We start from the raw sequence: 20,417 nt of genomic DNA on the forward strand, positions 1-20,417 counted from the left end.
GTCCTAGACACTCGGGGAGTTAGTACAAAAGGATAGGAAGAAAAAGGGAAATGGTTAATGAATGAGAAAATTCACAAGAATTGGCCCCAATGATGTGGAGGCCAATTCCAACTTCTCGCCCAGTTTTCTAAAGCCCCTTTACTGAAGAAAATATTTGGCTTATAAAATATTATTGGAGGCTAAGATGCAAGAACAAAACCGAAAATATCTTGATCTTCCCATCCCTTTTTTCAGAGATAAAGAAAAAAAGGACCTTTTCCTAACAGTAGTTGGTGCTTTATCTTTAAGACTTATAAGTTTAAGAAAAGCTGCAGAGCTTCTAAATCTTGAAGAGAAAACTTTATTAGAAATGCTAGATAGTGTTGGTTATTCTTTTTCTTTTCTTGAAAAAGAAGATATAGAAATAGAAAAGGAGTGGTAATTGACAGCAGTTTTTAATACCTCTCCCCTAATTTTTCTTGGAAGACTTGGATATTTAGAAAAAACTTTGTCCTTATTCCAAATGGTTGCCATTCCAAAAAAAGTAATAAAAGAAATTTCTGTCAAAGACGATGAAGCTAATGAGAAAGTCTTAAAAATTAAAAACCATAGCAATGTTAACTTTGGTTTAGCCACCAAATTAGTAAAACTTTATAAAGCGTTAAATGAAAGACTTGGCCAAGGTGAATCTGAAGCAATAGCTTTGGCAGTAGAATTAAATGCCGACGTGGTTATTTTAGATGATTTTGCAGCAAGAAAAGCAGCAATGGAATTAGGTTTAAAAGTCAAAGGAACGCTAGGAATAATAAAGAAGCTTTTAGAAGAAAACAAAATTAAAATAGAAGACATAAATAAGCTTTATGAAACACTTAAAAAAATTGGTTTTAGAGTTAGAAGAGAAATCTTTAAGAATATCTTTGAAAGTTCTGTTTCTACTTGCAACTAGCTAAAAGCTCTCTTATATCTTTGCTAAATGCTAAATAAGGCTAATTATGGCAAAAAATACAATGCAGCAAGAATTAGCTATTTCCCTTAAAAATGCATAGGTATTTTTTATGTTACTAAAACACTCACGAATTTATTACTCAACTAACGCCCTCACGCCTTACGATTTTTGCCACGCTTAACAACTTCCACATAAAATCTCTTGACACTTGTATCTAAAGGCGATAAAGAATTGTCCTAGACACTCGGGGAGTTAGTATAAAAGGATAGGAAGAAATAGTCAAAAAAGATAGTATAGAAAAAAGGATGCGAGATAGATAAGTGAGCATAATCGTAGGGGCGGTAAAGACAAAAAGATCTTTTATATGGTCTTTTTTAGTAAGGAGGGATTTTTGTCTTGACTTTTACCTTTTAATGGGTGACCCCAACTAAAAATGACTTTGGAGTCGATACTAATATGGATGATAATGTCAACTGGGATTGTGTTTATTATGATACTGTTACGGTCAATATTACAGAGTAAACTGTTAAATGAATAAATGCACTAATTCTAATTTTACTCTTTGTCTTTTCCTGCATTCCTTTGCGGGAAAGGTGGCAACAGAGGTGCAGCTCCTGATGTTAGTGCATGGGGGAGGACCGATTATTCTGATTTTGATACGGGTAGCGATGTAGATAGAAGTGATCTGGATGAATTTGCTGCTGTCTATGGTTTTACTTCTGCCGATAATAATTACAATGCGCTTTGTGATTTCGACAGTGACGGTGATGTAGATGGCTCTGACGTCAATATTTTTACTGAAGAATTTGGTAAGACTTAAATTTCACATAACAGACTGTAATCATGGTCAAACCTCAATCATTCTATTTCGTAAAATATATTATTTGACAAAAATGAGCGTGGCTTAAAATGTAAAGTGAGTTTGGTGGTGGAATGAATCAAGAATTAACAACTTCATTTAAAAAGGTAGTAAAAGGCACGGGGGTAGTTTTTATTGGGACTATTTTAGGCACCCTTTTAGGTTTTATCTTTCGGGTGATAGTAGTTCGATATATTACTAAAGCAGAATATGGCCTTCTTTCTTTATCACTGGCAATGATAAATATTTTGGTAGTGGTTTCTTGTTTAGGATTCATAAATGGGGTCCCAAGATTTATTTCTTATGCACTGGGCAAGAGGGAATATTCAAAAGCTTGGGCAACAATAAAAACATCTATCAGCTTAGTTGCTGTTTTAAGTATTTTTTTTGCCTTGGTGTTAGTTTCTTTTTCTAATTATATTGCAAATTTTTTTCACAAACTAGGTCTTATTCCAATTGTTAAAATAATAGCCTTTGTGCTTCCTTTAATGGCATTAACAGAAATTTTTATCTCTATTTTAAGGGGTTTTGAGGATGTAAAGGCCAAAGTTTTTTTTCAAGATATCTTTTCTAAGGGTATAAAAATTGTTATTGGAGGTTTAGTAATCTTATTAGATCTTTCCTTTAAGGGTGTGGTTTTTACATATTTAATCGGAGGATTTTTTACATTAATTTTTCTTTCTTATTACGCCAAAAGCAGGATTAATGAATTACTCCCAAAAATTTCAAATTTTTATCCTTCTATTACAAAGGAATTGATGTCTTTTTCTCTCCCTTTACTTGGGTCTAGCATTTTTGCAATTCTTAGAGAGCATTCTACTATACTCCTTCTTGGATACTTTAAACCAGCAAATACTGTGGGCCTTTATAATGTAGCATTACCTTTAGCCCAACTTATCTCTATGCCCTTAATGGCCATGGTTTTCATTTACCTTCCAATTGCCTCTCAGCTTTATGCGCAAGGGAATCTAAAAGATATGAAATTACTTTATATCAGTGTAACAAAATGGATATTCTTTATTACTCTACCTATTTTTTTATCCATGCTTTTAGCACCAAAAATAATTATTAAACTTTTATTTGGAAGCAAATATATTGAAGCAAGCGTTGCCTTACAAATTTTAACTTTAGGCTTTTTCATTCATACTTTTTTAGGGCCAAATGGGATGACTTTGATATCTATAGGAAAAACAAATATTATGCTATTTTGCAGTGTGATAAGCACATTTGTTGGAATAATTGTTGCTTTATTACTTATTCCAAATTATGGACTTATTGGAGCAGCTGTTTCTGCTGCCACTTCCCTTGCAATGTTTAATTTCTCAGCTTCTTTTTTTCTTTATAAAATATTTGCTTTACATCCATTTAAAAAAAACTATACTATACCACTCATTACTACAATAAGCTTAATTTTACTGGGATTTCATATAACAAAACATTTTTTAAGCTCAGACTGGCAAATTATTATTTCAGTTTTATTCCTTTCTATCTGTTTTCCCTTAATAACATTTTTGACAAAAAACTTTACTGAAGAGGATATTTGGTTTATAACAACAGTAAAGAAGAAAATGATAAACAATAGTCATACTTAAGAAATGCCAATAATAGAGATAAAACTTCTAATAAAAGAAATTATTTATGGCTAAAAGAAAAATAATTCTTATAGTCGGTATTCCTCGTTCTGGAACTACATGGATTGCCAAAATTTTATCTAAGTCTACAGGAGCTTATTATTTGCATGAGCCTGATAATGAAAAAAATAATATTTTAGCTTACATTTTTAAAAAAGGTTTACATCGTTATCCATACTTAAATGCAAATGATCATTTAGATTCATATTATAAATTGTGGGAAATAGCATTTAAAGGTAAAGTTATTCCTAAAATGATTAATAGGTTTCTAAGAGTTCTTGCTATTCCTCGTTCTAAAAGATTGCCTATCTATGAGAATAAGGTAAGTAGTTGCCTTACAGATGAATTTAACACCATTACAAAATTCTTTGAAAAATATCAGCTATATCTTACTAAATATTTCACTTGGAAAATAATACCTTATCCTGAAATTCTTATAATTAAGTCAGTTCATTGTATATTAAGTTTACCTTGGATTGAAAAAAATTTTAGACCTAGTAAAATTATTGTAGTTTTTAAAAATCCATTTAATGTTATAACAAATTATTTAGAAATGAAATTACCAGACGCAATCCGAAATATATTTAACCAAAATGGTTTGATCGAAGATCATTTTAAATTTCTTAAATCCTCTCATTTAGATATTATTAACCATGGAACATTTATTCAAAAAATGGCTATGCAAATAGGCGGGTTTTATTATTTCCTAGAAAAAGAAATCCCTAAACATAATGATTGGATAAAAATATACCATGAAGACCTTTGTGTAAATCCAATAAAAAAGTTTTATGAACTTTTTAATAAACTTAATTTAAAATGGAATAAAAATGTAGAAAATTTTATAAAGAAGCATGATAAAAAAGGAAAGGGGTTTAGTATCAGTAGAAAAGCTAATGAAGAAATTGATAAGTGGAAACACAATTTGTCAGAACCCCAAATAAAAGAAATTTTAGAATGTCTTAAAATTTTTAATCAATCAACCAAATGGAATAAAAAATGGATGAACCAATTTTTATAGTAGGTGTGCCTCGTTCAGGGACTACATTGTTAAGGATGATGCTCAACTCTCATTCTAGAATCGCAATTGCTCCTGAAACTCATTTCTTCCGACTCTTTTGGGCCAACCGACATAAATATGGAGATCTTAATAAAGATAATAACTTCCAAAAATTATGGAATGACTTGACTAAATGTAAGTATTTTGGTGACCTAAAATTAAAAAATGTGCAAGAAATTTATGAAGATTTGTTTAATGGGAAAAGGAGTTATAAAGCTATATTTACAAAGCTTATTAAAGAATATGCAAAACAACACAATAAGACTCGATGGGGGGAAAAAACACCAGGTCATTTGGAATACGTAAAAACTATTTTATCTTTTTATCCTCATGCAAAAATGATTCACATAATCCGTGATCCTAGGGATGTAGCCTTATCTCTTAAAAAAGTGCCTTGGGGTTCAAGAGATGTTTTTCCTATTGCCAGGTTTTGGAAAAGGTATATAAATATACCCAAAAAAATGAAAGTAATACACAGTTATTCGTATTTAGAAATAAGATATGAAGATTTAGTAAGAAGTCCAGAAGAAACACTAAAAGTGATATGTAATTTTATTAATGAAAAAGTAGAGAAGAATATGTTTAAATTTTATTTAGTTTCTGAAAATTATTTACCTGAGAATGAACCTTGGAAAACGGGATGTTTGAAGCCTTTAAATTCTGAATACATAGGTAAATGGAAAACTAAATTAAAAGAGTGGGAAGTTAAACAAATTATTGCCACTTGTAGTCATGAAATGCTAGAAAAGGGTTACATTGAAAATGAACCAAATTTTTCTTTTACAGATAAATTAGTCTTAAAGAGTAAGAACTTACAATCATATATTAAGTCATTTATTCGTTGGATAGTGAGAAGAATACTTGATAACTAAACATGATGAATATTTTGATATGTACGTACCCATCCCCTTTTTTGAGAACACAAGGACAATCACTGCGAGTTTATAACATTTCTAAACATTTGGCAAAAAATCACAAGATTTTCCTTTTAGTTCTTACTGATTTAAATACAAAAAATGATCATTTGGTATTTGATAAAGAACATATATTTTCAAAAATTTGGCAGAAAAAAATAAAACGAAAAGGCTTTATGAAAATTTTCAATTTAATTGCAACAAAATCTTCTGCAAGATTAGAATTTCCAATAGTAAAAAAAAATTACATAAACTTGTATTGCGAATTATCAAAGAACAAAAAATTGATATTTTGTATATTAACGGATTTCCTATCAATCTACTGTTAGCTGATTTCAAGGGTGTACCAAAGGTTTTAGATCTTTGCGATTCTCCTACTTTAGCATATAAAAGAGAATTTGAAAATTCTGCAGGTTTTTTGAATAAACAAATAGCTTTTTTGAAATATCTTCGAGCAAAAGCTATTGAAAAATATCTTCTTCAAAATTATGATGTGATAACTTTCATTTCATCTATTGATGCGACATTTAGTGCTCGATTAGCAAGAGGATATTTTGAGATTATACCAAATGGTGTTGATACAGATTATTTTGCTCCTATTCCTTCTATAAAGGAACAATTTCCTAGTCTAATCTTTTTTGGAGTAATGGATTTTAAACCTAACGTTGATGCTGTTCTTTATTTTTATAATCAAATATTTCCAAAAGTAAGGAAAATATTTCCAGATGTTCATTTTTATGTCGTGGGTAAAAATCCTAAAAGAAAGATTATTAATTTAAACAAAGATAGGGGAATAACAGTTACAGGGACAGTAAAGGATATTCGGCCTTTTATTATAAAAAGTAGTATTGTTGTTATTCCTATGCGTATAGGTAGCGGTATGAAAAATAAAATCTTAGAGGCAATGGCTTTAGAAAAACCGATTGTCTGTACTTCATTAGCTGCGGAAGCTTTAAATGACAAATGTAAAAGTAAAGTTTTTATAGCAGATACACCAGAAGAGTTTGCAAAAAAAATAATAATGTTACTAAAAAATGAAAAAATAAGACAGTTATATGGATTTCAAGGTAGGAAGATAGTAAAGGAAATGTACAGTTGGGAGAGAAGTTCTAAAAAATATGATGAGTTATATAAAATACTTTTATTTAAAAAATATAATAGGTAAAGAAAAATAATTATGTATTATTTACTAGCTATCTTGTTATTAGTTATTTTTATTTTGTTCCCTCTTTTAGTCCCACAATCATTTATGCGTTTTCTTCTTTTTACTGGTGCTATAAGTTTAAGTTTTATAGTAGGAGAAAGGACTTTTTTAACCTCCATAGGTGGGATAAGCCCTACTGCTTTTAAGTTATTTGCTGTGATGATAGCTGGAATAATAATTTTAGGAGCAGAAAAAAGGACAATAAATTTAGCAATTAATATCAAATTTCACTTATTGTTTATTACGTATGCTACTTTAAGTTTAATTTGGTGTGAAGATGTAATATATGGATTAAGAAATATTGCAAAATTACTTGCTCCTCCTTTGCTGTTATTAATTTTTCAAATTGCTTTACCTTCCGAGCAGGAAATAAGAAAAACCGAAAAGTGGATTTTTTTAGGCGGTATTTTTATAATAATCCTAGGTATTATTGCAGATGCACTTGGCTTAAAGCCAAGTCAATACCACTCTATACCTAGATTCACTATACCTCATTTAAACCCAAGCCCTTTTTCTTTTTATATGTTGATGCTGACATTATTTTCAATAGTCAGCTTTTATTATGATAGAAAAAATATTTATCTTCTTTTGTTTTTCCTTTTTTCAATATTTTGTGTTTTGCCACTTACAAGGATAACAATAGGTGCATTATTGATTTCATTAATGGTTTTTCTAGTGTTAATTACAAGAAATAAAATAATAAAGACAATCATGTTCTTATCACCTATTTTTCTAATACCTTTTTTTATTTTTTTATCTACAAGCATTAGTATTTTAAAAGAAAGAATGTTTTTAAATCCCGAAATAGTATCTTTTTCTACAATTTTTCAAAATCCAAAATTATTTTTAGAGCAATTAAATACTTCGGGAAGAACAACACTTTGGTCCTTTGCTTTAGAAAAATTTTTTCAAAAAAATCCTTTGTGGGGATCTGGAGCAGGTGCGACTCAGCATTTTTTTTATGAAAAATTTGGAAGAGGAGTTGTTCACAGTGAATATATTAGATTATTATGTGAATTAGGAATTATAGGTTGTACATTTTTTATAATTGTGTTCTTATTATATTTAGCTGATATGTATAAAATTTGGCAGAGAACAAAGGAGATAACAACCAAAAAATATGCCTTGACAGCTATTCTCTGTCTAACTTCTTACTTGATCATAAGCATAACGGATAATGCAATAGATTATGTGTTTCATCTTAGTATGTATGTATTTGCTTTTACAGCATTTGCTTATCAATGTTATGAACAAGAAAATAGCATACTTTATTGAAATATGGGAAGAATTCTAATAATTGGCCCTACTCCCCCTCCTTATCATGGGGTAAGTGTAGCTACAGAAATGATTTTAAATTCAAACTTACAGAGAAAATTTAAAATAATTCATTTAGATACGGCAGACAGAAGAGACTTATCAAATATAGGGAAAATAGATTTTACAAATATATATCTGGCCTTTGAACATTTTTTGAAATTTATTTGGCTTTGTATAAGAGAAAAACCTGAAATAGTTTATATCCCTATTTCACAAACTACATTAGGTTATTTGCGAGATTGCCTTTTTCTTGTTCCAGCAAAGATATTCCATAAAAAAGTCATCGTGCATCTTCATGGTGGCTATTTTAGGAAATTTTATGAAGGATCTTCTAAATTAATGAAAAACCTAATTGAATGGACTTTAAAAGAAGTAAAAAGAGCCATAGTCTTAGGAGAAAGTTTAAGATATATTTTTCAAGGATTGGTTCCAGATGAAAGGATTGTTGTGGTCCCTAATGGAGTAGATGAGAAACTTTTTGAAAAAACCAACTTAACCATTGATACAAAATCAAAAAATCATATTAAGGTTCTTTTTTTAGGTAATCTTATAAAATCTAAAGGATTTTTCGATGTAATTAAAGCTATACCAAAAGTTATAAGAAGATACAGTAATGTAAAATTTATATTTGCTGGTAAATTTCCAAATAACTACAGGGAACAGAACGAAGTATTTAGGTATATTGAACAAAATAAATTAGACTCTGTTGTAAAATTTATGGAAGTTGTCCCTGGTGAAAAAAAGATTAAATTGCTTTTATTTTCTGATGTCTTTATTTTTCCTTCTTATAATGAAGGGCATCCCTTTGTTATTTTGGAAGCAATGGCAGCAGGTCTGCCTATTATTACTACAGATGTTGGAGCTATTAGAGAAACAGTTATTGATAAAGAAAATGGTTTTATTATTGAAAAAAATAATCCAAAACAAATAGCTGAAAAAATTATTACATTGATCAAGAATCCAGAATTAAGGAAAAAAATGGGCGAAAAAAGCAGGCAACGTTTTTTAAAGTATTATACTAAAGATAAGTTTATAGAAAATTTGAGTAATGTTTTTAGAGAAGTTTTTGAAATGGCTAAAAATTAAATTATGAACATAGGTAAAACATATAAAATATGTCAAATTTTAAATAAATTCTTTACTCTTTGTAAAAATGAAGGATATTGGTTTGCGATTAAAAAAGCTCTATGGGTAACGCGCAAGCTTTTTTTTACAGTCGAGGAGAATTTGTTATCATGAAAATAGATATTGAAAAAGTATAAGTAAGACTAATAGTATAATTAATGTTAAATATGAATTTAAAAAATTAGAGCTAAAGGATGTTGTGCTCTTTAACCATTTAGTAAAAATAAGTAGAATAAAATTATTTTATAGCCGTCTAAAAAATAATGAATATTGTTTTGTTACTTTGAAGAATGACAAAATTAATTATTGGGTATGTATAGGTAACAAAAATGCCAGATAAAAATTTAAATGGATTTGAAGTAATTTTATTTAAGGAAGAAATGTGTCTTCATAATCTTTATATTTTACCAGGATATCGACGAGAAGGAATTGCTACCACATTGGTGTTATATGTTATCAACTATCTTAACCAATTTGGATGCAAATATTTAATCGCTTTAGTAGATAAAGAAAATGTAGCTTCACTTAAGTTATTTAAAAAATTGCAAGCAAAAGAAACTGAAAGAATTCCTTATAAATTTATTTTTTTAAAAGGGTATTTTCTTCACAAAGGCTTAAATATTTAGCATGGCTACGTTAAACTAAAAGCAAATGATCTCAATAACTCAATTTAAGAAAGTATATGAAAAAAGTCCATTACTATTCAAAAGATTATTGGGTTATTTTTTAAGCCCAATTCCTCCTGAATTCCTTTATGGGAAAAATTTCCGCATATACAGAGCATTTTTAAAAAAATCCCAATGGTGGGACAAGAAAAAACTTGAAGAATATCAATTGCAACAATTACATAATATTATTAAATATTCATATGAAAATGTTCCGTATTATAAAAAAATTTTTGATGAGAGAGGAATAAAACCTAAAGATATTCAAACGTTTGACGATCTTGAAAAAATCCCTTTTCTCACTAAGGATATTATAAAAAAAAATTTTCATAAATTAATATCGCGTAAGTTTCCTCGTTATAAGATGGTATATGTTTCAACAGGAGGAACTTCTGGTAAACGTCTTTATTTTTTAGAACCTGCAGAAAGTTTTGCAATAGAATGGGCATTTATAACAACTATGTGGGAAAGAGTTGGTTTTAAACTTTCAGATATACGGATTGTGGTGACAGATGTTCCTATTAAAGGAAAATTATGGGAGTTTGATTGTATCAAACGGGAATGGCGCTTTTCGCCTTTTCATCTTTCACAAAAAAATCTTCAAAAATATATAGAAAAATTTAGAGAAATTAATTGTCAATATATACATGGTTACCCTTCGTCATTGACGGTTTTAGCAAAGTTTATTCTGAATAATCAAATTTATAATTTACCTAAATTTAAAGCGGTACTTCTTGGATCTGAACCTGTTTTTTTGTGGCAAAAAGAGTTAATCAAAAAGGCATTTAATACAAGAGTATTCAGTTGGTATGGACAAACAGAAAAAGTAATTTTAGCTGGCGAGTGTGAAAAAAGTCAAATATATCATATTTTCCCAGAATATGGATATATTGAAGTAGTTAATTCTAATGGCAAAAGAGTTAGTCAAGAAGGAGAATTTGGAGAGCTTGTAGGTACTGGATTTTATAATTTTGCCATGCCATTTATTAGATATAAACCAGGTGATTGGGGCCAAGTTATAAATAAAACCTGTAAATGTGGACGCAATTATCCATTGCTTACGAAAATAGACGCTAAAAGAATTGTAAATATGATTGTAACCAAACATGGTCATTTGATATCTACTACAGCTCTAAATTTCCGTAACCCAAAAATTTTAAATAATGTAGAAAAATTTCAATTTTATCAGGAAAAGGAAGGGGAACTTATTTTAAAAATTGTGAAAGGGAAAAATTATAAAGCGGATGATACATTAAAAATAATGAATGAATTAAACAACCAAATTGGCCATGCTGTGGAGTTAAAAATTGTATTTGTGGACAAAATTCCCTTGACTGAACGAGGTAAACAAAAAATATTGGAACAAAAGCTAAATATTGAAAATTATTTGCAAATGTCAAAATAGTAAAGAACTTTCATGAAACAACTAATTATAGACCCAAAATCAGGCGAAATTAGAGTGGAAGAAGTGCCTCCACCTCAGGTAAAAAAAGGATTTGTGTTAGTAAAGAATCATTGCTCGATCATAAGCGTAGGTACTGAAAGATCAACTTTAACTATTAGTCAAAAAAGTCTTTTAGGAAAAGCAAAAGAGCGTCCTGATTTGGTAAAAAAGGTAATAAAAAATATAAAAGACAGAGGGTTAATAGAAACCTATCATTTGGTTAAGTCCCGTCTTAGTGCTTGGAAAGCTTTAGGTTATTCTTGTGCTGGTGAAATTATTGAAGTGGGTGAAGATATAGAAAATTTTCAAATAGGGGATTATGTGGCCTGTGGTGGGCAGGATTATGCAAGTCATGCTGAAGTTGTAATTGTGCCCAAAAATTTATGTGTAAAGATTCCTAAAAAGAAAGACAGTAAATACCTTGATTTTGAAGAGGCTGCCTTTGCTACTATAGGCGCAATTGCCTTACAAGGAGTGCGTCAGGCTGACCTTAGAGTAGGAGAAATTGTAGCTGTTTTAGGTTTAGGATTAATTGGGCAACTAGTAATACAAATTTGTAAAGCAGCTGGGTGTATGGTTTTAGGCAGTGATATTGATAAAAATAGATTAAAACTTGCTAAGGAGCTTGGAGCCGATGAGGTTTGTCTCTCAAATCAATTAATCGATATAGCAGATAGATTCACTAATAAATTTGGTTTTGATGCTGTAATCATTACTGCAGCTACCAAATCGAATCAATTGATAGAAATAGCAGGTGAGATATCAAGAAAAAAGGGTAAGGTAGTAATAGTAGGACAGGTAGGTATGAATATCCCTAGGGAAACCTATTATAAAAAAGAACTTGAACTTCGGCTTTCTTGCTCTTATGGGCCAGGTCGTTATGATCCTCAATATGAAGAAAAAGGAATAGATTATCCCTATGGGTATGTGAGATGGACTGAGCAAAGAAACATGGATGCCTTCCTTAATTTAATTGCCCAAGATAAGGTAAGTGTAAAGAGATTGATTACCCATCGTTTTTCTATTGATCAGGCATTAAAGGCCTATGAAATAATTCTAAAAGATTCAGAACCTTATTTAGGAATTATTTTAAATTATCCTTCAAGGTCAATAACTTCAAAAGTTTATATTTCAAAGTCTATTTCTTCTAGAGAAGTAGCTTTAGGAATTATTGGAGCAGGGCATTTTGCTCAAGCTGTGCATATCCCTCATTTAATGAAGGATAAAAGGGTAAAAATCGTAGCTGTTTGTAATGCAAGTGGAATTAGTGCAAAGTCTGTGGCAGAAAAAATTAAAGCTGATTATTGTACTACTGATTACAGAGAAATTTTAAAAGATGATAAGATAAATACTGTACTTATTGCTACTCGTCATGATACTCATGGTATAATAACAAAAGAAGCTCTAAATACAGGAAAGCACGTTTTTGTGGAAAAACCCCTCTGTCTCTATGAATCAGAGTTAGAAGAAATTGCTGAAATTTATCGTAAATATCCAAATAATTTACTTATGGTTGGATTTAACCGCCGTTTTTCTCCTCACGCAAAGGAGATTAAGGAATTTTTTAGCCAAAGAGATAACCCTTTGGTCATGTCATTTAGGATAAATGCAGGAAGTATTCCTGTTAATTCCTGGATTCAAGACCCAGAAGTTGGAGGAGGCCGCATTATTGGAGAGTGCTGCCATTTTATTGATTTTATGGAGTATATAAGCGACGAGCTACCAAAAAGTATTTATGCAATACACATTGGTCGCCATACATCAGGCATTACTACTGATCAAGTAATCATTACTTTAGGCTTTGAGAATGGCTCAATAGGTACTTTGATATATACAGCAGGAGGTGATACTTCTTTAGCCAAAGAAAGATTTGAAGCATTTGGCGATGGGAAAGCTGTGGTTTTAGATGATTTTAAAATTACAGAGTTTTATTACAAAGGGAAAAAGAAGATTTTTAAAACAAAAAAACAAGATAAAGGACATAGTAAAGAAATATCTGCATTTATTGAAAGTATAGTTAAAGGAAAAAATCCACCACTTAGCTGGGAAGAGATAGAAAAAGCAACAAAAGCCACCTTCCTTGTACATGAGTCTTTAAAAAAGGGGATTCCTATATATTTTTGATTTATGAAAAACATCTTCTGGTATTTTTTTCGCTTAAGATTGATGTCCTTGCCTGAAATAATTCATCAAATAAAACAAGGTTTTATTTTTCAAATCTATCGTTTACTTCCATATACCTATCAAAAGTGGCTAAATAACATGCCTGATTCTTTAGAGTTATTCTCTTTTGTGTCTGAAAAGCATTCTCATTTATTGCCTATACGCTTAAAAGATATTCCTCAAAATTTTGATTTAAAAAACATAGATTGGCATCTGGCTCCAGATACAGGAAAAATTTGGCCTAAGAGGTTTTCTCTTTCTATTCCCTATCGGCCTGGTAACATTTATGGAGATGCCCGTCTCGTTTGGGAAAAAGCTAGATTCCAAGAATTGGCAAATCTAGCTTTTCTTTATTATTTAAAAGATAATAAGCTAGAGGAGGCTGGGGAAATTGTAAACTACATTTGCAAAATAGTCTCCTCTTGGATAGATGAAAATCCGCCTTTAAGAGGCATTCATTATATATCTGCTATGGAATGTGGCCTAAGGATAATTGCTTTATGCTTTATTTTAGATATATTGCGTAAAAGACTTTCATCTGCCTTTTGGAAAAAAGTCTTAAAGACTATATATTTTCATGCTAAATGGATTGAGAAAAGACTTTCTCTTTTTTCCTCTTTAGGTAATCATACCATAGCCGAATGTACTGGCTTACTTTATGCATCTTTACTTTTCCCAGAATTCCCTGAGGCTAAGCGTTGGTACAAAAAAGCGCTTAAGATTTTAGAAAAAGAAGCTGAACATCAAATTCTGCCAGATGGAGGAGGAATAGAACAGGCATTTTGGTATCATAAATTTGTACTAGATTTATATGGATTAGTCATTCATCTTTTGAAAAACAAAAAGCAAAAAATTCCTGAGGTATTTGAGAAACAATGGGAAAGGGGACATAAGTTTCTTTCTTTTTTTTATAACAAAAAAGAGGGAATTCCTGACATCGGGGACAGGGATGATGGGTTTGCCCTCTCTCCTTATTTAAAACTTGCTCCTAAAAAGGAGTCTTTTAAATGGGAAGGTATAAAGACCTTTTTTCATAGTGGTTATACCGTGGTATCCTATCAAAGTCCCTATTTAATAAAACTAATATTTGATCATGGTCCCTTGGGGATGCCACCAGCATATGGGCATGGACATGCCGATGCCCTTTCCATTTTGTTTAACATTGAGGAAGATATCTTTATTGACCCTGGGACTTATACCTATGGCGGTGATCAAAGATGGAGAAAATATTTTAGAAGCACAAGTGCACATAACACTATAACCGTGGATGGAAAAGACCAAGCAGTCCAAAAAGGTACTTTTATTTGGGATAAGCCATATAATTGCCGATTTTTAAATTGTATTAAGTTAGAAAATGGTGTTATATTGATAGCAGAACATGATGGTTATAAACGTCTTTTTTCTCCAGTAAAGCATCAAAGGGCAATTTATATAAATAAAAATGGAATTTTGCTAATTTTAGACCAAATAAAAGGTAAAGGGAAACACCAAATTGAACTGAATTGGCATATAAATCCAAAAGCAAATGTTATTAAAATTGAGGATAAATTATTTCAAATAAATATTGGCCCAATTAAAGGAATGTTATTTTTAAAAGGGGGAAAGGTTTTTTTGGTCTATGGTGTAGAAAATCCAAAGATTCAGGGGTGGTGGTCACCAAGGTATAATGTAAGGAAACCAGCTCCAGTACTTTCTGTTTTGACAAATATGGAAGATTTTCATGAATTTATAACTTTTTTCTCATTAAATAGGATTGATTTTGATAGTTTTAAAAAATTAGTTAAACAGGTAAAAGATTATCTAAAATGAATGTGTGTAGAGTGAGGATTTTAGATATTCCAGTGGATGTAATTAATAAGAAGAGGGCTGAAAAAAAAGTAGAACAGATGTTAATGGAAAATAAATCCCATACCATTATCGCTATCAATCCAGAAAAGGTTATAGCTGCAAGGTATGACTCAACTCTGAAAGAAGCATTGGAAAATGCAGATCTTTTGCTCCCTGATGGGGCTGGCTTAGTCTGGGCAGCTAGGATATTTGGATATAATGGCATACAAAGAATCCCTGGGGCGGATTTTATGGAGAATATTTGTAAGATAGCAGCTAGAAGAAATTGTGGTGTTTTTATTTATGGCTCAAGGGAAGAAGTAAACAGGAAGGCCACTCAAATATTGCAAAAAAGATATCCTAGATTACGGATTGCAGGACGCTGTCATGGTTACATAGATGAAGAGAAAATGGATGAACTAATAGAGATGATCAACGCCTCTGGGGCTATTGTTCTCTTTGTGGCCTTAGGAAGTCCAAAACAAGAAAAATGGATGATGAAATATTTACCTAGATTAAATAAAGTGAGAATTTGTCAAGGGATTGGAGGAACTTTAGATACCTTAGCTGGCTATTCAAAACGTGCACCTAAATGGATACAATATTTACAGGCAGAGTGGCTTTATCGTCTTTTGAGGGAACCATGGAGAATAAAAAGACAAAAGGCCTTAATCCAGTTTGCTAAATTGGTTTTAAAGGAAAAGGCAAGATGAAGAAATTATTTTACTTTTTGATTGTTTTCTCTATCTTAAATCAAGCATGGGCCGGTCCACCACAAGTTAACAAAAATGTCCTTTTTCTAGCACACTTTGATAAAAAAATAGATGCTGATTTTGCCAAGGGAAATCCAAAGGCTTATATTCATCAAGCTAAGTTAACAAAAGGGAGATGGGGCAAAGGATTGGATTGTCATACCGGGTCTTATGCAAGCTTTGAGGCAAAGGGTAACATTTATGCAAAAGAAGGCACTATTACTTTTTTGGTTAAACCTTTATGGGATAAAAAAGACCAGAATTCTCATACATTTCTCTCTTTAAGATGGAATTACCCTCCGGGGGCATATCTGGTTATCACCAAAGGGTGGTGGGAACCGGAGGGGAAGGATTGGTTTTATTTTATTTTTAACAACCAACTCTATCTTCATACTGAAAAGAAAATAAGACTCCCTTTAGACAACTGGACTCACATAGCCTGTAGCTGGGATTTGAATCCCAAGGGAGGATACTATCTATTTATAAATGGTGACCTAGTGGCCTCAGGAAAGATAAAAGAACAGCAATGGAAGAAATTTAATAATAAGGACATATACCCTGTTGGTCAAATGTTTGTTGGTTCTGATCTGGGCACGCCCCTTGTGAGGAATCGTTTTGCAAATGCTGTGATTGATGAGTTAACAATTTATAACAAGAGATTAAGTGAAACAGAAATCAAGAATCTCTATCATTCCCAAGAACCCAAGTGGAAGGAAATAAAATGGAGTTGGCTTATTGAAGTCATTAGAAAACCTTATAAACCTTTAAGAAATGCCAATGGTCATATCCTTGAAAGCAGGGCTATTTTTGATGAGGGCACAGGGTGGATGACAAAAAAGGGGGCTGATGCTATCCTAAACAGGATAAAAGAGGCTGGTTTTAATGTATATGTCCCCTGCGTATGGCATGGGAGAGGCACAAGATTTATTTCAAAGGTAGCACCTTGGGAAAAAGGTTTAATTAAAAGTTTCCAAAAAAATCATCATTATCCCCTTAAATATCTTGTTAAGAAGGCTCATGAGATGAATATTCAAGTACATCCGTGGTTTTGTGTAGTATTGAGGCAGCGAGATTTCTTATCAAATTTTTATGACCCTGAACATACACCCAAAAAGGCATTTGATGTACATCGTCCTGGCTTTCGTAAGTTTATTGTTAATTTGATATTGGAAGTAGTAAAAAATTATAATATTGATGGAATTAACCTTGATTACATTAGGACTATGGGAGTTTGCACATGTGAATACTGTATTAAAGAATATGAAAAACGGTTTCATAGAAATTTAAGATTAGATCTCCTTAATAGTTGGATACGACGTGGTTTAAGAAAATGGCCTGAGTCTCATCTATTGAAATGGCAAAGAGAAGTTATTGCTGATATAGTAAAAACAATTAGTGAAAAAGCAAGGAATATTAAACCCAATATTATAATAAGTGTTGATGGACATCCAGCGCATGAAGGATACCAGCCTAACATTCAAGGTCGGGATGAAATTACCTGGGCAAATAAAGGGTGGATTGATATTATCTTTGCAATGGATTATGGGAGACATATTAAGTATGAAAGGTGGGATAAGGTACGGAAGGAGTTAAAGAAACCATCTGCATTGATAATTTTATGTGGAAATTATGAAAGAACAAAAGATAAAAAGGTAATATCAAGAGAGGCAGACTTGGTAGCGGCTCATATTGCCTATTGTCAACGAAAGTGGCCAGGTAATGGAGTTGCCCTATACCTTCAAAGTATGCTCAGTGATGAACAAATTAAGGCACTTAAATTGGGGCCATTTAAAGAAAGTGCTCTGCCTTTTTGGAAATGAGGCATTTAACCAAAATAGTAAGTGTGGTGGGGGCAAGACCCAATTTCATGAAGATTGCCCCTATTATTGAACAGTTAAAAATTAAGAATAAAAATTTAAAAGCAGAGTTAAAGCATGTACTAGTCCATACCGGACAACATTATGATGAAGAAATGTCAAAGTCTTTTTTTGAAGATTTAAATTTACCTAAACCTGATATAAACTTAGGTGTAGGTTCAGCCTCCCATGCAGTGCAAACGGCTAAGATTATGATCGAATTTGAGAAGGTCTGTTTAAGAGAAAGACCAGATTTAATTATCGTAGTGGGTGATGTAAACTCAACAATTGCCTGTGCCCTAGTGGCCTCTAAATTAGGGATTAAAATAGCCCATATTGAAGCAGGTCTTAGAAGTTTTGATAGAGCTATGCCAGAAGAGATTAATAGAGTGCTTACAGATGCTATATCAGATTACCTTTTTACCACCTGTGAGGATGCCAATGAAAATTTAAGGAAAGAGGGAATCCCTGAAGAAAAGATATATTTTGTAGGAAATGTAATGATCGATACACTTTTAAGATATAAGGAAAGGGCCAAAAAATCAAAGATATTGGAAAAATTGGGTTTAAACAAAGATTTACAAGTAAGGTCATATGCTTTGCTAACTCTACACCGACCAAGTAATGTGGATAATAGGGAGACTTTTATAAATATTTTAAAAGCATTAAAAAATGTTTCAAAAAAAATTCCCATAATATTTCCTGCCCATCCCAGAACACAAAGGCAGATAAAAAGTTTTGGCTTGGAAAAATATTTCAATTTTGTGAACATTGAATCAAATAGTTGTGTTAACATCGAAAATTCAATAAATTTGCTAGATCCTCTATCTTACCTTGATTTTTTAAATCTTATGGCCAATGCTAAATTTGTTTTAACAGATTCTGGAGGAATTCAGGAAGAAACTACAATTCTCAATATTCCATGCTTAACTCTCCGTGAAAATACAGAAAGACCTGTTACATTAAAAGAAGGGACTAATACAATTGTAGGAAGCAATCCTGAAAAAATTATTTCAAAAAGTATGGATATTTTAAATGGTAAGAAGAAAATAGGTAGAATTCCCAAGTTGTGGGATGGAAAGGCAGCAGAGAGGATTATAAACATTCTTATTGAGAAATTATGAAATTGATCTCATTTGCTAAAAAAAATGTGGTTAATCTGATTATAATAGCTGTTTATGTAATTTTGCTTACGTCACTTTATTATTCAACCTTTTCATGGATGATTTATCGCTGGTATAGTAGTTCAGATTATAATTATTGTTTTTTAATTCCATTATTAGTCATTTATCTTATATGGGAAAAGCGAAAGGAGCTCAGTTATACACCTTCATATCCTTCTAGCTACGGTTTTTTACCACTTATATGCGGGATCATTCTTTTCTCTCTGGGAGAACTAGCAGGAGAATATTACACTCTCTATATATCTTTTTGGTTGGTAATTGTTGGTCTCATTTGGATTCATTTAGGATGGAAGAAAATGAAAATTATCTCTTTTGCTCTAATTATGATTTTAACAATGTTTCCTATTCCTGATTTTTTATATAACAATATTTCTGCTAGATTGCAACTCATTTCTTCTAAATTGGGAGTGGTCATGATGCAGATTTTTGGTATTTCCGTTTACAGAGAGGGAAATATAATTAACTTGGGATTTACTAAGCTTCAAGTTGTAGAGGCCTGTAGCGGGCTTAGATATGTCATTCCCTTAATGGTATTGGGGTTAATTTGTACTTATTTTTTAAAAGGAAAATTGTGGAAAAAAATATTTATATTTTTCTCTACAATTCCTATTGCCATTTTGGCTAATGGTTTTCGAATTGGTATTACTGGAATTTTGTCAGAAATATACGGCCCAAAAGTAGCAGAGAGTTTTTTTCATGGTTTTTCTGGATGGTTTATTTTTATGTTTGGTCTGGGAATTCTCTTATTAGAAATGCGACTATTGGGAAAATGGAAAACAAATAGAGTAAAAGGCTATAGGTCGAGAGAAAATATTTTTTTGCAAGAAAAAAAGAAAAAATCTTGGAATTATCATTTCTTAGGAGCAGTTACGCTTTTGGGAATAACCTTGACAATTTTTCAAGGTGTTGAATTTCGAGAAAAGATCCCATCCCTAAAACCACTATCTCAGTTTCCTTTACAGATAGGGCAATGGGAAGGAACTCCTAAAACAATGGAACAAAAGTTCATTGATGCATTGGATTTAAGTGATTATGTCATAATCGATTTTTTAGATAAACAGAAAAGGCTGATTAATTTTTATGTTGCCTATTATGAAAGTCAAAGAAAAGGGAAATCAATTCATTCGCCGGCCACTTGCCTGCCTGGAAGTGGCTGGTTCTTTAGAAAAGCAGGTGCTATAATTATTCCAGTCCCGGCGCATGGTGGCTCAATACGGGTTAATCGAGCCTTAATGGAAAAAATAGGGCAAAAGCAGCTTTGCTATTATTGGTTTTCCCAGAGGGGAAGGATTCTTACAAATGCCTATCAGCTTAAAATTTTTGTCTTTTGGGATGCACTAACCAAGCATCGCACTGAGGGGGCATTAGTGAGGGTAATAAGCCCTGTATATAAAGGTGAAGATATTAAAGATGTAGATAAAAGACTTCAGGATTTTATCAAGGAAGTCTTTCCTATCCTCGAAGAATTTATTCCAGGAAAGAAGTTGAGCTGAA

General features: G+C 31.6%; 17 protein-coding genes. All 17 read left to right on the forward strand.

Annotation, left to right across the window (positions count from 1 at the left end):
- Positions 1–154 precede the first annotated feature (154 nt).
- The 17 genes from HS1_RS08175 to xrtD all read left to right on the forward strand — a co-directional run bounded on the left by HS1_RS08175 (position 155) and on the right by xrtD (position 20,416).
- Positions 155–421 carry a hypothetical protein gene (locus HS1_RS08175; protein ID WP_245669943.1) on the forward strand — a complete coding sequence of 89 codons (267 nt, stop codon included), beginning with the start codon at positions 155–157 and terminating at the stop codon, positions 419–421.
- Positions 422–925, forward strand: coding sequence for a PIN domain-containing protein (locus HS1_RS08180; RefSeq protein WP_066063679.1), 504 nt, complete (start codon positions 422–424; stop codon positions 923–925). It begins immediately after the preceding gene.
- Positions 926–1,487: 562 nt separating this feature from the next.
- Positions 1,488–1,745, forward strand: coding sequence for a hypothetical protein (locus HS1_RS08185; protein WP_066063682.1), 258 nt, complete (start codon positions 1,488–1,490; stop codon positions 1,743–1,745).
- A 113-nt stretch (positions 1,746–1,858) separates the two neighbouring features.
- A complete protein-coding gene (locus tag HS1_RS08190; RefSeq protein WP_066063689.1) occupies positions 1,859–3,376 on the forward strand; it encodes a flippase in 1,518 nt (505 codons plus the stop codon).
- A gap of 46 nt (positions 3,377–3,422) precedes the next feature.
- Positions 3,423–4,433, forward strand: a complete 1,011-nt coding sequence (locus tag HS1_RS08195) for a sulfotransferase (RefSeq protein ID WP_066063692.1) — start codon at positions 3,423–3,425, stop codon at positions 4,431–4,433.
- Entirely contained in the window at positions 4,412–5,344 is a 933-nt protein-coding gene (locus tag HS1_RS08200; RefSeq protein WP_066063694.1) for a sulfotransferase family protein, read from the forward strand. The genes HS1_RS08195 and HS1_RS08200 overlap by 22 nt, the downstream gene beginning before the upstream one ends.
- A gap of 187 nt (positions 5,345–5,531) precedes the next feature.
- A complete protein-coding gene (locus HS1_RS08205) occupies positions 5,532–6,551 on the forward strand; it encodes a glycosyltransferase family 4 protein (RefSeq protein WP_066063721.1) in 1,020 nt (339 codons plus the stop codon).
- Between the two features lie 12 nt (positions 6,552–6,563).
- Positions 6,564–7,865: an O-antigen ligase family protein gene (locus tag HS1_RS08210; protein ID WP_066063724.1), complete on the forward strand. Its 1,302-nt coding sequence runs from the start codon at positions 6,564–6,566 to the stop codon at positions 7,863–7,865.
- Positions 7,866–7,934: 69 nt separating this feature from the next.
- Positions 7,935–8,993 carry a glycosyltransferase family 4 protein gene (locus tag HS1_RS08215; RefSeq protein ID WP_172793666.1) on the forward strand — a complete coding sequence of 353 codons (1,059 nt, stop codon included), beginning with the start codon at positions 7,935–7,937 and terminating at the stop codon, positions 8,991–8,993.
- Positions 8,994–9,361: 368 nt separating this feature from the next.
- Positions 9,362–9,658 (forward strand): GNAT family N-acetyltransferase, encoded by a 297-nt coding sequence (locus tag HS1_RS08220; protein ID WP_066063730.1) that lies wholly within the window; start codon positions 9,362–9,364, stop codon positions 9,656–9,658.
- Between the two features lie 25 nt (positions 9,659–9,683).
- Positions 9,684–11,102 carry a phenylacetate--CoA ligase family protein gene (locus tag HS1_RS08225; protein ID WP_066063734.1) on the forward strand — a complete coding sequence of 473 codons (1,419 nt, stop codon included), beginning with the start codon at positions 9,684–9,686 and terminating at the stop codon, positions 11,100–11,102.
- A gap of 12 nt (positions 11,103–11,114) precedes the next feature.
- Complete coding sequence (locus tag HS1_RS08230; protein WP_066063738.1) at positions 11,115–13,265, forward strand: bi-domain-containing oxidoreductase; 2,151 nt, start codon at positions 11,115–11,117, stop codon at positions 13,263–13,265.
- A gap of 3 nt (positions 13,266–13,268) precedes the next feature.
- The gene (locus tag HS1_RS08235) at positions 13,269–15,113 is read left to right on the forward strand and encodes a heparinase II/III family protein (protein ID WP_066063741.1); all 1,845 of its coding nucleotides are present in this window, start codon (positions 13,269–13,271) and stop codon (positions 15,111–15,113) included.
- A complete protein-coding gene (locus HS1_RS08240; protein WP_066063743.1) occupies positions 15,110–15,844 on the forward strand; it encodes a WecB/TagA/CpsF family glycosyltransferase in 735 nt (244 codons plus the stop codon). Before HS1_RS08235 ends, HS1_RS08240 begins: the two co-directional genes overlap by 4 nt.
- Positions 15,841–17,703, forward strand: coding sequence for a family 10 glycosylhydrolase (locus HS1_RS08245; RefSeq protein WP_066063746.1), 1,863 nt, complete (start codon positions 15,841–15,843; stop codon positions 17,701–17,703). Before HS1_RS08240 ends, HS1_RS08245 begins: the two co-directional genes overlap by 4 nt.
- Entirely contained in the window at positions 17,700–18,863 is a 1,164-nt protein-coding gene (wecB, locus tag HS1_RS08250; protein ID WP_082757725.1) for a non-hydrolyzing UDP-N-acetylglucosamine 2-epimerase, read from the forward strand. The genes HS1_RS08245 and wecB overlap by 4 nt, the downstream gene beginning before the upstream one ends.
- Positions 18,860–20,416 carry a VPLPA-CTERM-specific exosortase XrtD gene (gene xrtD / locus HS1_RS08255; protein ID WP_066063749.1) on the forward strand — a complete coding sequence of 519 codons (1,557 nt, stop codon included), beginning with the start codon at positions 18,860–18,862 and terminating at the stop codon, positions 20,414–20,416. Before wecB ends, xrtD begins: the two co-directional genes overlap by 4 nt.
- Position 20,417 lies beyond the last annotated feature (1 nt).

Origin of the sequence: Candidatus Desulfofervidus auxilii (assembly GCF_001577525.1) — a bacterium.
Lineage (GTDB): Bacteria > Desulfobacterota > Desulfofervidia > Desulfofervidales > Desulfofervidaceae > Desulfofervidus > Desulfofervidus auxilii.